This window comes from Streptococcus parasanguinis (assembly GCF_016648925.1).
Taxonomy (GTDB): Bacteria; Bacillota; Bacilli; order Lactobacillales; family Streptococcaceae; genus Streptococcus.
The window spans coordinates 79,308-93,170 of record NZ_JACLQX010000003.1 but is presented as its reverse complement, the minus strand read 5'-3'; the positions used below and the strand labels follow the sequence as shown (position 1 = coordinate 93,170).

Genomic DNA, 13,863 nt, shown 5'->3' with positions numbered 1-13,863 from the left:
AATCCTATGACTTCTGTAAAAAGACATTTGCAAATTAAAGGCTATGGAACAGCGCTTCCAGTTCATACAGTGACTTTCAAAGACCAGACTCGTTACCGCGTGAAAGAAGGAGAAGAAACACAGATTGATCTTGCAGCCCGTGCGATCGAAGCTGCTTTAAACCATGCGGGTCTTGAAATGGCAGACATCGACTGCCTGGTTTCGGCTAGTGCAGTTGGTGTTCAGCCCATCCCTTGTACAGCTGCTTTGATCCATGAGCGCGTGGCCAAGGGACTGACGATTCCTGCTATGGATATCAACACCACTTGTACCAGTTTTGTATCAGCTTTAAGCACTGTTTCTTATCTGATTGAAGGTGGAGAATACCAACGGGTGCTGATTGTATCTAGTGAAGTAGGAAGCCTAGGGCTTAATCCCAAACAAAAAGAAAGCTTTGAACTGTTTAGCGATGGCGCTGCAGCCTTTATCTTTGAAGCAACAAAGGAAGACAAAGGAATCATTGCTAGCATGCAACGTACCTGGTCTGAGGGAGCCCATGATACCGAGATTCGTGGTGGTTTGACAGCTTATCATCCGAAATTATACTCTGAAGCAACCAAGACCGATTTCATGTTTGACATGAAAGGGAAGAAGATTCTCTTACTTTCTGCTCGTGTTATTCCAGAAATGTTCCAAGAATTCCAAGAGAAATCAGGCATTTCTAAAGACGCTGTAGACTATATTATTCCCCACCAAGCTAGCCGGGCCTTGCCACTGGTCATGGACAAATTGGGAGTTGGCAAAGATAAATATCTCAATATTGTCAGCGATTATGGAAATATGGTTTCAGTTGCTGTTCCTTTCGGCCTAGCCTATGCACTGGATCATGGCTATGTGAAGGAAGGAGATACCATCTTCTTGATGGGAACTGCAGCAGGGATGACGGTCAATATGTTGGCGCTGAAACTTTAATGATGAATCCTCTTATTTCAAGCTCAAAAAGCATCAAGTCCCGCTAGTCTTTAGCGGGCTTTTTTGATATAATGAAAGGTATGGAAATTGAGAAAACCAACCGAATGAATGCGCTCTTTGAGTTTTATGCAGCGCTCTTGACGGACAAGCAGATGAACTACATCGAGCTCTACTACGCAGATGACTACAGCTTGGCTGAGATTGCAGAAGAGTTTGGAGTGAGCCGTCAAGCGGTCTATGACAATATTAAACGTACAGAAAAGATTTTGGAAGACTACGAAATGAAACTCCATATGTATTCCGATTACATTGTTCGTAGTCAGATTTTGGATCAGATTTCTGAAAAATACCCTGAAGATCCTTTTTTACAGGAACAAATTTCTGTACTTTCCAGTATCGATAATCGAGACTAATGATTAAATACAAGACAGAACTAGGAGAAAGAGTATGGCATTTGAAAGTTTAACCGAACGTTTACAAAACGTCTTTAAAAATCTTCGTAAGAAAGGGAAAATCTCTGAAGCGGATGTCCAAGAGGCAACCAAAGAGATTCGTCTAGCCCTCTTAGAGGCCGACGTTGCCCTTCCTGTTGTAAAAGACTTCATCAAACGGGTCCGCGAGCGGGCTGTAGGTCATGAAGTCATCGAAACCTTGAACCCTGCCCAACAAATCGTGAAGATTGTCGATGAAGAATTGACTGCGATTTTGGGTTCAGAAACAGCAGAAATTATCAAATCTCCAAAGATTCCAACCATTATCATGATGGTCGGTCTTCAAGGGGCTGGTAAAACAACTTTTGCTGGGAAATTAGCTAATAAATTAGTCAAGGAAGAAAAAGCGCGTCCTTTGATGATTGCGGCCGATATTTATCGTCCAGCGGCCATCGACCAGTTGAAGACCCTTGGTCAACAGATCAATGTCCCTGTCTTCTCACTTGGTACAGAAGTCCCTGCAGTAGAGATCGTTCGTCAAGGTTTGGAGCAAGCAAGAGCCAACCACAATGACTATGTCTTGATCGATACGGCTGGTCGTCTGCAAATCGATGAAAAACTCATGGGCGAGTTGCGGGATGTCAAAGCCCTTGCCGAGCCAAATGAAATCCTCTTGGTTGTCGATGCTATGATTGGTCAAGAAGCAGCCAATGTGGCGCGTGAGTTCAATGAACAACTCGAAGTAACCGGGGTCATTTTGACCAAGATCGATGGGGATACCCGTGGTGGTGCAGCCCTTTCTGTCCGTCAGATTACTGGGAAACCAATCAAGTTCACTGGTACTGGTGAAAAAATCACTGATATCGAAACCTTCCACCCAGACCGTATGTCTGGTCGGATCCTCGGTATGGGGGATATGCTGACGCTGATCGAGAAGGCTTCTCAAGAATACGATGAGAAACGCTCTCTTGAACTCGCTGAGAAGATGCGGGAAAATACCTTTGACTTCAACGATTTCATCGATCAGTTAGACCAAGTTCAAAACATGGGACCAATGGAAGACCTGCTCAAGATGCTTCCAGGGATGGCAAATAACCCTGCCATGAAGAACCTCAAGGTCGATGAACGAGAAATTGCTCGCAAACGTGCAATTGTATCATCCATGACCCCAGCTGAACGCGAAAATCCAGATTTATTAAATCCAAGCCGTCGTCGTCGGATTGCTGCTGGATCAGGAAACAGCTTTGTCGAAGTCAACAAATTCATCAAAGACTTTAACCAAGCCAAGCAGATGATGCAAGGCGTCCTCTCTGGCGATATGAACAAGATGATGAAACAAATGGGCCTCAATCCAAATAACATGCCGAAAAACATGCCTGGTGGAATGCCGGATATGTCTGCCCTCGAAGGCATGATGGGACAAGGTGGCATGCCTGACTTGTCAGCTCTTGGCGGAGGCGCTGGAATGCCTGATATGAGCCAAATGTTTGGTGGTGGTCTCAAAGGAAAAGCCGGCGAATTTATGATGAAACGGGCGATGAACAAGATGGCCAAACAAATGCGCAAAAATAAGAAAAAACGGAAATAATTCTTTCTAATAAGGGCCTGGAACACACTGTTCTGGGTTCTTTTAGAAACTACTACTAGAGGAAACATGTTAAAAAAATTATTTCAACAAGTCATTCGTTTCTTTGTAAGACTGTTTTCTTCCCACAGAAAGCCCTTTGAATTTCCTAAAGGGTCAAAGAAACCACCAATTAGACCGATTATCTTTGTACCTGGGAGTTCAGCCAGTATCCAGCGATTCAACGGAACCATCCGCATGCTCCATCGCTTTTCTAGAAAAAAGCAAAGTCTTTTAAAAATAAAAGTCAACAAAGATGATTCTATAGAGATGGAGGGAAGACTGAATACGAAAGAGCCGAATCCAATAATTGTGATTGGCTTCGAGAACAATCGAGACGGCTACAGCAATATCAAGCAGCAAATCGAATCCCTTAAGATAGCTCTAACCTACCTTCTTGATCACTATCATTTTACAGAGTTCAAGGCAGTCGGGCATTCTAATGGTGGACTGGTTTTGACTGGTTTATTGGAAAGTGGCTTTTTAGAAAAGAAAAAGCTGACCGTAAGCAAGCTCGTTATTATTGGCAGTCCTTACCAATTCAATCAAGAAATGTATGATGATTTTCAAACATGGAAGCATCGCCTAGGAAAAGAAGTAGAGGTCCTTAATTTTGTTGGTAGCTTTGCTGGAAAATCAGATGGCATCGTTCCTCTCTCTAGTGCACAAGCAGCAAAATCTATTTTTGACAATCAAACCTATACAGAAGTGAATTTAAACGGTCGTAAGGCTCATCATTCAGCTTTACCCACTAATCCAGATCTAGTGAAACAATTAAGTCTATTTTTGAATCTATAATGAAATTACATAATTTCGGTTATGTAATTTTTGTTTGTCTCTTGCAATCCTTAAGTAAATATGGTACATTTTTTGTAGCGATTACACATAGCTAAGGAGGGTTTTATGAAAGATCCTAAATTACTAGAGACAATGAAAGTTTACAAGGGACGGGATGAGGTTCCCGCAGATTTTGATGCTTTTTGGGATCAAGCCCTAGCAAAGATTACTGAACTGCCAGAATACAAGCTCGAAGAACGAGATTTCATCATTCCAAATGTTGCTTGTTATGAATTAACCTTTAAAGGAACACGAGATGGATCCGTTTATGCGCGGGTTGTTCTCCCAAAAACAGATCAAAAAGTTCCCGTTATTTTCCATTTTCATGGTTATATGGGCCGTTGTTGGGATTGGGCTGATATGTTAGCTTATACAGTAGCCGGCTATGGTGTTGTATCTATGGACGTAAGAGGTCAGTCAGGTTTTTCAACAGACGGAGATCGTTCACCACTTGGAAATACCGTAAAAGGACAGATTATCCGTGGAGCCGTAGAAGGTCAGGATGAACTCTTTTATAAGGATGTCTACTTAGATCTTTACCAGTTAATTGAAATTGTAGCCAGCCTTCCTCAAGTAGACGACAGCAAACTTGCTAGTTACGGAGCCTCACAAGGTGGTGCCTTGGCCCTGGTTGCTGCTGGATTGAATCCTCGTATACAACGAACGGTAGCCATTTATCCATTCTTATCAGATTTCAGACGTGTATTAGAGATCGGGAACACCAGCGAGGCTTATGACGAGCTTTTCCGTTATTTCAAGTTCCACGATCCATTTCATGAAACGGAAGATCGTTTGATGCAGACTTTGGCCTATATTGATGTGAAAAATTTTGCTCATCGGATCAAGGGACAAGTTCACATGATTACAGGACTAGATGATGATGTCTGTTATCCTGTGACACAGTTTGCTATTTATAATCGATTAGAATGTCCAAAAGAGCATTTAATCATGCCAGAATATGCTCATGAAGCTATGAACGTTCAAGTCAATGATCGAGTCTATAATTGGCTCTGTGGTAGCAAGATTCCATTTCGATATGTAGAAAAATAAGTTAGATAAGAAAATAATCAGTAGATCCATGAGGTTTGCTGATTTTATTGTGTTAAAAAGGAATCTAGTATAGAAAGAGATACAAAACAGTCCTAAAAACTAAAAGTTTATGTACAATTGACTTAACATGAGCTAAACCATTGATACAACTGAATTAGAAGCATAAAGTACATTCTTTAAAAAGTGTACTTTATTTTTATTTTGTACATTATTCTGGAGTGGTATTTTGTATGTTTTCTAGTTCATAACATCATCTGATTTAAGGGATTATTTTGTACATTTTTTACTCTAATAAGTGCAGAAGAAGTGGTGGTTCAATTGTACATTTTTTTAAAACTTATTTATGTTCCTACTTAACACAAGATATAGATTTTTATTTTGTTGATGGTATAATTAATGATAGATGATGCGCTATTTCTAAACGTAAAATACAAGATTTTCTAATTTATTTTCTTTTAGACTAGAAGATTATTGCAATAAATACTATGTATAAACTATTAAAAAGGTAGGAGCTATAATGGCCGATAAATTTGGACAGTTTTTTAAAGATACACTAAAAGAAATTCTCGTAGAACATGTAAAAGAATTAAAAAATCAATCTGAAATTGATAAATTTTATGAAAAATATGAAAAGGCTGATTTTTCAGGATTATATCTAGAAATGATTAATGACACTTCAAATCAAATGGTAAGAGATGCTAAGATGATAATGCATGAGAATACGTTACTGTTTAGAGGAGAGGAAACAGAAATAATTGCAAGAATAGAGCAAAAGTGGTCTAATGCGTTTGCTACATCTGAGACCATGTATATGATGGTTCTTGAATCTGTAAAAGATTATTCTGATTATGTAAATAAAATTGATAACAAGGAGAGAGAAAAATCTATTCATAAATACACAGCCTTAAAATACATACACGGAAGAGGTCTACAACAATTTTTAGAGATAATCACTTTAATGAAAAATGGATTTGCTGATGGTGCGTATTCTAGATGGCGTTCACTTTACGAATTAAATATTATTGCGTCGTTTATTTCAGAATATGGAGAGGAAGTTGCTGAAGCTTATATTTCATCACATAATACAGAAGATCGTTATGAATGGGCAAGAGCTTGTGGTGAATTTAGTCCTAAAAAGAGATATATAAGTTTTGACGATATCAGAAAAAAATCCAATTTCCCATCAGAATTATGGCAACAACCATATCGAATCTCTAATGAAGTCACACATGCATCATCACAAGGCACATTTAATCGATTAGGTCTAATGGACGGGGAAGAGAAAATAAGTGTAGGGCATACTGATTATGGACTAACAATACCTGGTGAACACTCTGCTATAACAATAGCGCAACTTACGGGGTTGCTTTTGATGGTATATCCATCTGGTGATTCTATAATAGCTGCAAAAATGCTAAATAAGTGGATTGATGTGGTAAGAGAGCAATATTTTAAAACACATGACTATATTTTTCCTGATGAACCCAAATTATGGAATAATGAAAAAAATTTAAGTCTAAGATAGATATTTGATAGAATAAAAAAGTACAAAAAATTAAAATTATTTTTATTAAAGACTCAGCAAAACACAATATATTGTTTTTTTTATTTGTATACATAAAGTTTTCATTGAAAATTACTACATGTTAAAACTAAAAAATTTTGTACTTTTCCCGAGACAGTGGATAAACCCTTGATACAACTGAGTTTAAGGAGTAATGTAGACTATTTGAAAAATGTACTTTATTTTATTATGTAAAATTGAAAAAGCTAGAATAACGTTCATCGTGGTATCTATATTGTAGTCCATTAGGAGATTTTTTAATGTATATTTTAGAAGAAAGTTTGGTGAAGTTGATGAAGAGCAAAAGTACATTTTTAGGTATAGAAAAACAGACACCGAAGTAAGATGTCTGTTCTCCAATCTATTTTAGATTATTGTTCTTAAAAATACATACTAATTCTTGAAGAATAATCCTTTGTAAGTCTTAGTTTTACTGGGGGTTCGTGGTATAATAGAATTATTACTACAAAAATTAGGAGTTATTAAGATGCTCAACTTATATTGTGATGAGTCTTGTCATTTGGAAAATGATGGTGAGAGTGTAATGTTAATAGGAGGGATTTCTTGTCCAGACTATGTAAGGAATATTGTCTATAAGGAGATAAAAGAAATAAAAAGAAAACACGGTATTTCTTCACGTTCTGAAATAAAGTGGAGGAAAGTTTCAAATTCTAAAATTACCTTTTATGAAGATCTTGTAAATTATTTTTTTGATAATGAGCATCTTAATTTTAGAGTAGTTATAATAGACAAAAATAAATTAAACCATAAGAAATATAATCAAACCCACGATGATTTTTACTATAAGCAGTACTTTTATTTAGTAAGAAAATTTCTCTTTGAGGATGATGTTAACGTTTTTATAGATATAAAAGACACAAATAGTATTTTAAAAGTTAACAAGTTAAAGAATATTCTTGAAAACTGGAAGCAGTCACCCAAACATATCAAAAATATTCAACAAATTCGCTCTCATGAAAACTCAATAATGCAATTAGCTGACCTATTGATAGGGGCAGTAGCTTATAAAAATAGGAGCTTTGAAAGTAGTTTAGCTAGAATCAGGCTAAGTAATTTAATCTCTAATAGAGCTAAGCATGAGTTAACAACGAATACAAAGTATAACGCAATAAAATTCAATATTTTTAAAATGGAGTTAAGTGATGAGCAGTAACGTAACAGATTTTTGTCCTATCCTTCCTCCGAAGATAACACTTGATCAATTTAATGGTGACTATGCTCTTTATGATGATTTTTTATATGAGAATGTATTTTTAGAGCAATTGTTCAACTTCAAGATAACTTTTAGAGGGAAATTTGTCGAGTTAAAGTCGTATCCGTATTTTGAAGGTAAAGAAGATAGTTATTTTCATCTTACCTGTAAAAATTTTGATATAGATTCAGAAGAACGAGAACCTGATTTAAGAAGGAGCGAAAGATTATGTTGGTTAAGACCTGCAATAGAAACGGATCATAACAAGATTTGCAAACAAGATTGTTTCTTAATATATGAACGACCGTATAAAAAATCTAATAGAATATTTTTATTAGATCCAGTAGATCGCTATTTTATTGTACTTGAAGAAAGACCTAGTTACTATTTATTGATAACAGCATTTTACATACACTATGATAATGTACTTCGAAAGAAACTGAAAGAATACGATAAATATAAAACTAACTGAGAAAAACAGAAAACGTCCCTATGATTAGGGACGTAATCGCAATCTCCTTCAACAACTTGGTCGATGAGTTAACTATATTATACCAAAACTATAAAATATTGCAAGTATTTAATTAACAGACAGCAATAATTTCAGAGATATTCTCCCAAATGTCCAAATGGATATCTCTATTCCCGCATGAAATTTATTTACAAAGAGTACATTATGGACTTACAAGAACTTTACGACAACCTATCAACTGAGTTAAACACTCTTGGTATTCGGTTAGATAAAAATATTTACCAAGGAATGCAAAAAGAATCGCTAAAAGGATTTCTTAGTGACTTTGAGAAGCCGGTGTATTAGGCACACCTTTGAAGTCAACTCAAGGATGTAGAATCTTTGGATAGCTATCAGAGATTGTTAGATGGGACTGATGACCGCCAATCTGATTATGTTAAGCAATCCATTCAGCGCTTTTACACGGAGTTTGTTGAATCAATCAGGGATGAATTATATTAAAGAACACTGATGACAAAAAGTCTGGCAAATTCCTTGTCAGACTTTAACTATATGATTTTAGTAAAGTATATTCTCACTAAAATTCAGGTTTAATAAATTTCCAGTTTTCACTTTGATAGGGTAGACTTTAGGATATTTTTGTTCCAAAAAAAAACTAAAAGTTTATGTACAATTGATTTAACTAGAGCTAAACCATTGATAAAACTGAATTAGAAGAATAAAGTGCACTCATTAAGTAGTGTACTTTATTTTTGTTTTGTACATTTTTTGTTGATGGCTTAATCAATACTACATCTCTATCAGGCAATTCAGACTCCATTTAGTCCTCTAAAACCCATGTTGAGTGTGTATCTTTGCTGGTAAAAGCTTAGAAACCTTGTAGCGAAGTAATAATGAAAAGCCTTTATTATAAAGGTTTTTCATATTCCAATAAAGAACTTGACATTATTAGTTACTTCCACTACAATAGAATTACATACCATTGGTATGATAGAAAGGGACTGGAATGGCAAGAAATAGAAACTCACATGAAACTAGACAAAAAATACTAGAGGTCTCTAAAAATTTATTTTTAGAAAAAGGATTTGATAATACGTCAATACAAGATATCATAGATGGGTTAGGTGGATTAACAAAAGGTGTTATCTATCATCATTTTGAGTCTAAATACGATATACTGCAAACAATCATTAGCGAAAATAATCAAGAAATTTTAAATTATAATTGGAGAGGAAATACTGGGTTAGAAAAGATACAAAATTCTTTGATGGACTCTTTCTCTAATTTTGAACACCAAAGGCTCGTTTACTCTGCCTCAATCATGCTTAGAAGTCCACGTTTGTTAGGAGAGCAGTATCTAGGTCTATTTTCTGATTTTTTACCCGAAATTAGAGAAAAAGTTTACGAAGGAGTTGAAGATGGGTCTATTAAAACAGAATATCCAGAAGAGCTAGCAGATTTAATTGTTTTAACTCTAAATATTTGGATTGGTTTTCAAATTTCCGTTTTTTCATTAGTAGAATTAAAGCGCAAAATGAATTTCATTAAACTTACTTTTGAAGGTCTAGGGGTACAGTTAATTTCTGATGAAATGATGGAGGTGATTTTCAACTTATTTGATCACTTAAAAAAATAGTAAATAAGTAGTCGCATGACATTCTTGTTAATACTAATTTCTATTTATGTATTATCAATTGAGTAAACTATATTACATAATTTATAATTTAAAAATAACACACTTAAAGTGTGTTATTAAAAATCCACTATACATACCGTAGGTATGTTTATTTTTCAGTGTAGCCATACCGATAGTATGTATGGTGTAATTGTCTGAAAAATAAGCTAATTTTTAAATATTTGTTGAGATTAGTTTGAATAGTTTACTCTTTATTTACACTTTGGAGGAAAGAATCTATGTTATCGCTTATTAAAATTGAATTAAATAAAATTTCTAAACCTAAATTATTTTTAGCCTGGTTGTGTACTATTTTTATAGTGTTAGGCATTACAGCAATCATTATTATGGGTTTAGGTACTGACAATAAACTAGGAGAATTCGCTGGTCAGGATTCTAATGTTATTAGAGTTACTGGTAAATGGGAAGGCTGGGCAATTGTAGCTTCATTGTTTTCATCTTTATTTACAAAAGCAGCATTTTTGATTTTCGAATCTTATTTATTATCTACGATTATCATTGATGAATTTAAACGAAGAACAATTTTTCAGTTGTTTTCTTACCCTATTTCTAAAATAAAGTTACTATGGGGAAAAATTCTTTTAGTCATCCTAATATCATTTATTGCCCATTTTTCTGCACATTTAGTTATTCAAATATTCATTAGATTCATGGCTGTTGTAACTGAATCTAGTTGTATCCCTGTAGCTAATCAATTAATTAACTTAGCTGGAATTACGTTTGGAACAGTACTAATAGGGTTATTACCATTTGTTTTAGGTATGATTAAGCATTCAACAGCTATAACAATGCTTACAGGACTTGGTTTAGCAGCATTACTTTCGAATGCCAGTCCAGGAAGTTTATCTAATAATATTGCTGATAACTTATTCTTTTTGATATTTGCAAGTTTCATAAGTTTAATGATTACTTCATTTTCAATTTATAATATTTCAAGACAAGATATTAGTATCAAGTAGCATAGCTGAATTTAATTGAAGGAATGTGATAATTCCTTGATGATTTCTATAAAAAAAGAGGCTGTATAAGTTGGTATTTATGCTCCAGGAGAAAAATTCTTTCATTTAAAGCTGGATATAGAAAGAGAGATAGAAATGAGAAATATTGTTGAAATAAAAGAAGTTTTTAAAACAATTGATAAAGAAGAAATTTTAAGTGGTATCAACCTTCAAATTGCTGAAGGAGAAATCTATGGTTTTTTAGGACCGAACGGTGCTGGAAAAACAACGTTAATGAAATGTATGTTAACCTTATCAACAATTACATCAGGTAGTATTGAAATTTTTGGGAAAAATCTACAAGAACACAGAGAAGAAATCCTAAGTCAGATTGGAAGTATTATTGAATCACCAATTTTTTATGATAATTGCACTGCAAAAGAAATTTTGGAAATTCACGCTCAATATATGGGGAAAAATATTATTGAATCAGATATAAAAAAAGCCTTAAGAATGGTCGGCTTAAAAAATACGACTAAAAAAGTAAAAGATTTTTCGTTAGGAATGAGGCAAAGGCTTGGTTTAGCTCGTGCCTTTCTAACAAAACCTAAATTGTTAATTTTAGATGAGCCAATCAATGGTTTAGATCCAATAGGGATTCAAGAAATTCGAAATCTTTTGTTGTCGCTTTCTAAGGAGCATGGAATTACTATTCTAATATCGAGTCATATATTATCGGAAATTTCACAGATAGCAGATAAAATTGGCTTTATCAAAAATGGAGAAATTGTAGAACAGGTTTCTATGAAAGAGATTAGGAGAGAGAATATTGACTTAGAAGAATATTTTATGTCACATTTTCTAAATGAAATTAAGAATTATGAGGTAGATTAAGGATGAAACAATTGATAAAGAACCATCAGAAGGCTTTTTATGCTTTCATGATATTTAATATACTGGTCCCTTTAACTAATATTGCTTTTGCTTATTCTATTAAAGGTATTATTGATAGTGGCATGTCCCAAAATAAAGAAGCCTTAACTCAAGCGGTACTAGTAGGAGCTACTGTTATTTTCATCTATGCAGCACTCAACTTTATATCTCTTCGATTGAGAAATAAACTTGTTAGGCAAATCATGTCAAGATACAAAAACAAGGTGTTCCAATCTATTTTAGATAGGGATTATAGAGACTTTTCTAAAGAAAAATCAGGGAAATTTATTTCCGTATTAACCGAAAATATGAAGAAAATTGAGCAAGATTATCTATACCAGTATTTTAATATTTCAAAAAACCTTTCCTTAATGATTTTTTCACTTCTAACTATGTTTATAGGTAATTGGTTTTTGACCTTATTAGTTATCATTGCTAGCATCATTCCGATGATGATTTCAGGATTTATTGGACAAAAATCAGCCTCTTTACAAAATAGAGCTATGGTTGCCGATCAGAAGTATTTAGCTAAGGTTAAAGATATTTTAGCAGGATTTCTTGTTATTAAAAGTTTTAATGTGAAAGATGCTATCTGTGAGGATTATAGTCATGAAAGTGAAAAATTTGATGAAATAAATTTTATAAAAGGGAAATTTGACGTTTTAACTAATGTTATTTCACAGCTTTCAGGGATGATTGTTTTTTTGGTAGCCTTTGGTGGAGGGATGTATCTCGTATTTAATAGCTCTACCACAATTGGGAGTGTAACAGCTATTGTTCAACTGGTCAATTTTGTAGTAATGCCACTGAATGAAGTTGGAATGGGAATAAGTAAATTTCGTGAAGGTCAGGCAACACTAGATGCATTTGAGGTAAAAGATGTAACTGAGCTTCAGACTGGTGAAACAAAAGAATATTTCGATGATGTTATTTCTTTTTCAAATATAGACTTTTCTTACCCTAATACTAAAGAAAAAATTTTTAACCATTTATCTTTGAAGATTCAAAAAGGAGAAAAAATTGCAATTGTTGGAATGTCAGGGAGTGGGAAATCAACTTTGCTCAATCTATTACTGCGTTTTTACGATGTAACAAGTGGGCACATCTCCATTGATAATATAGATTTGCAAGCTATTTCAGCAGAGAGCCTTTATAACTTAATGACAATTGTTCAACAAGACGTTTATATCTTTGATGATACTTTAAGAGCAAATATTACTCTTAATCAATCCTTCACTGATGAGGAAATAAAGCAAGCTGTACAGCAGTCGGGTTTAGAAAGTTATGTTTTAGAAAATGAATCTGGTCTACAAACTTTATGTGGAGAGAATGGCTCAAATCTATCTGGCGGACAAAAACAAAGAGTTAGTATTGCGCGTGCCTTGATTCGAAAAACACCAATCTTATTATTGGATGAGGCTACTTCATCTTTGGATAATCAAGTAACTACTGAAATTGAAAGTTCAATCTTGGATATTCAAAATTTGACTGCACTTGTAGTAACCCACAAGTTGAATGAGAACATTTTGAAAAAATACGATAGAATTCTCTTTATGAAAGATGGCGTTATTGTTGAAGATGGTTCTTTCAGTGATTTGATGGATAGGAGAGGTGAGTTTTATAAGTTGTTTGAGTTGAGTGTGTAATTCTCTTTCATTTTATAGTATAATTTTATAAAACACTCTATCCTTTTCGTTCTATAATATATAAGCTTGCTAGCACCACATGTTGAGGCGGTAAGTTTGCTAGTCAAGGAGTAAAACGACGAAGATTAGCATTTACTTCCGCCCATGCGATAGCTGTCCGTGATTGACAAGTGCTAGCACGCAGACAGAACGGAGATAGCGAACCGCTGAGTGTGTCGCTCTGCTCGTAAAAGCTTAGAAACCTTTGAACGAAAGGGATAATGAAAGCCTTGATTGCAAGGCTTTTTGCTTTATGGTGGGTAAGTATCAGAGTGAGAAAATTTTTGGAATGAGTAGAAGTGATAGCTAGAAATTATCAGTTTCTATTTCCATTTACCCTGTGGGTACGTGTTTGTTTCCATTGACAAGGAGTTTGTGGGAATAGAAATGTACCCACCTTGTTTGAATCAAGTGAAGTGTAGTTGAAGGAAATCTGTTGAAAGCAATACTTCATTTTACCGAATAAGTA

Annotated in this window: 13 protein-coding genes; all 13 read left to right on the top strand. The window is 34.6% G+C overall.

From position 1 onward, the window contains the following. Positions 1-6: 6 nt before the first annotated feature. Complete coding sequence (locus tag H7T97_RS01890) at positions 7-951, top strand: 3-oxoacyl-[acyl-carrier-protein] synthase III C-terminal domain-containing protein (protein WP_201089170.1); 945 nt, start codon at positions 7-9, stop codon at positions 949-951. Between the two features lie 80 nt (positions 952-1,031). Further along, positions 1,032-1,364, top strand: coding sequence for a putative DNA-binding protein (locus H7T97_RS01885; RefSeq protein WP_003016592.1), 333 nt, complete (start codon positions 1,032-1,034; stop codon positions 1,362-1,364). Between the two features lie 34 nt (positions 1,365-1,398). Continuing rightward, positions 1,399-2,970, top strand: coding sequence for a signal recognition particle protein (gene ffh / locus H7T97_RS01880; RefSeq protein WP_201089168.1), 1,572 nt, complete (start codon positions 1,399-1,401; stop codon positions 2,968-2,970). A gap of 66 nt (positions 2,971-3,036) precedes the next feature. Then, positions 3,037-3,804 (top strand): alpha/beta hydrolase, encoded by a 768-nt coding sequence (locus H7T97_RS01875; protein ID WP_201089166.1) that lies wholly within the window; start codon positions 3,037-3,039, stop codon positions 3,802-3,804. Between the two features lie 105 nt (positions 3,805-3,909). Further along, positions 3,910-4,893 carry an acetylxylan esterase gene (locus H7T97_RS01870; RefSeq protein WP_201089164.1) on the top strand — a complete coding sequence of 328 codons (984 nt, stop codon included), beginning with the start codon at positions 3,910-3,912 and terminating at the stop codon, positions 4,891-4,893. A gap of 517 nt (positions 4,894-5,410) precedes the next feature. Continuing rightward, positions 5,411-6,418, top strand: a complete 1,008-nt coding sequence (locus tag H7T97_RS01865; RefSeq protein ID WP_000763879.1) for a DUF5677 domain-containing protein — start codon at positions 5,411-5,413, stop codon at positions 6,416-6,418. A 526-nt stretch (positions 6,419-6,944) separates the two neighbouring features. Further along, entirely contained in the window at positions 6,945-7,631 is a 687-nt protein-coding gene (locus H7T97_RS01860; RefSeq protein ID WP_000933618.1) for a DUF3800 domain-containing protein, read from the top strand. Then, complete coding sequence (locus H7T97_RS01855; protein WP_000097857.1) at positions 7,621-8,142, top strand: hypothetical protein; 522 nt, start codon at positions 7,621-7,623, stop codon at positions 8,140-8,142. The genes H7T97_RS01860 and H7T97_RS01855 overlap by 11 nt, the downstream gene beginning before the upstream one ends. A gap of 204 nt (positions 8,143-8,346) precedes the next feature. Further along, positions 8,347-8,487: a hypothetical protein gene (locus H7T97_RS01850; protein WP_006151551.1), complete on the top strand. Its 141-nt coding sequence runs from the start codon at positions 8,347-8,349 to the stop codon at positions 8,485-8,487. A 661-nt stretch (positions 8,488-9,148) separates the two neighbouring features. Beyond that, positions 9,149-9,778 (top strand): TetR/AcrR family transcriptional regulator, encoded by a 630-nt coding sequence (locus H7T97_RS01845; protein ID WP_000113543.1) that lies wholly within the window; start codon positions 9,149-9,151, stop codon positions 9,776-9,778. 278 nt (positions 9,779-10,056) lie between these two features. Continuing rightward, positions 10,057-10,797, top strand: a complete 741-nt coding sequence (locus H7T97_RS01840) for an ABC transporter permease (RefSeq protein ID WP_000949747.1) — start codon at positions 10,057-10,059, stop codon at positions 10,795-10,797. A 135-nt stretch (positions 10,798-10,932) separates the two neighbouring features. After that, positions 10,933-11,670, top strand: a complete 738-nt coding sequence (locus H7T97_RS01835) for an ABC transporter ATP-binding protein (protein WP_001244586.1) — start codon at positions 10,933-10,935, stop codon at positions 11,668-11,670. A gap of 2 nt (positions 11,671-11,672) precedes the next feature. Further along, positions 11,673-13,355 (top strand): ABC transporter ATP-binding protein, encoded by a 1,683-nt coding sequence (locus tag H7T97_RS01830; RefSeq protein WP_009731041.1) that lies wholly within the window; start codon positions 11,673-11,675, stop codon positions 13,353-13,355. Positions 13,356-13,863: the final 508 nt, after the last annotated feature.

Coding starts and splice junctions, on each gene's coding strand:
- H7T97_RS01835 (WP_001244586.1), top strand. CDS start 10,933: ATGAGAAATATTGTTGAAATAAAAGAAGTTTTTAAAACAATTGATAAA.
- H7T97_RS01850 (WP_006151551.1), top strand. CDS start 8,347: ATGGACTTACAAGAACTTTACGACAACCTATCAACTGAGTTAAACACT.
- H7T97_RS01890 (WP_201089170.1), top strand. CDS start 7: ATGACTTCTGTAAAAAGACATTTGCAAATTAAAGGCTATGGAACAGCG.
- H7T97_RS01845 (WP_000113543.1), top strand. CDS start 9,149: ATGGCAAGAAATAGAAACTCACATGAAACTAGACAAAAAATACTAGAG.
- H7T97_RS01855 (WP_000097857.1), top strand. CDS start 7,621: ATGAGCAGTAACGTAACAGATTTTTGTCCTATCCTTCCTCCGAAGATA.
- ffh (WP_201089168.1), top strand. CDS start 1,399: ATGGCATTTGAAAGTTTAACCGAACGTTTACAAAACGTCTTTAAAAAT.
- H7T97_RS01865 (WP_000763879.1), top strand. CDS start 5,411: ATGGCCGATAAATTTGGACAGTTTTTTAAAGATACACTAAAAGAAATT.
- H7T97_RS01870 (WP_201089164.1), top strand. CDS start 3,910: ATGAAAGATCCTAAATTACTAGAGACAATGAAAGTTTACAAGGGACGG.
- H7T97_RS01860 (WP_000933618.1), top strand. CDS start 6,945: ATGCTCAACTTATATTGTGATGAGTCTTGTCATTTGGAAAATGATGGT.
- H7T97_RS01885 (WP_003016592.1), top strand. CDS start 1,032: ATGGAAATTGAGAAAACCAACCGAATGAATGCGCTCTTTGAGTTTTAT.
- H7T97_RS01830 (WP_009731041.1), top strand. CDS start 11,673: ATGAAACAATTGATAAAGAACCATCAGAAGGCTTTTTATGCTTTCATG.
- H7T97_RS01875 (WP_201089166.1), top strand. CDS start 3,037: ATGTTAAAAAAATTATTTCAACAAGTCATTCGTTTCTTTGTAAGACTG.
- H7T97_RS01840 (WP_000949747.1), top strand. CDS start 10,057: ATGTTATCGCTTATTAAAATTGAATTAAATAAAATTTCTAAACCTAAA.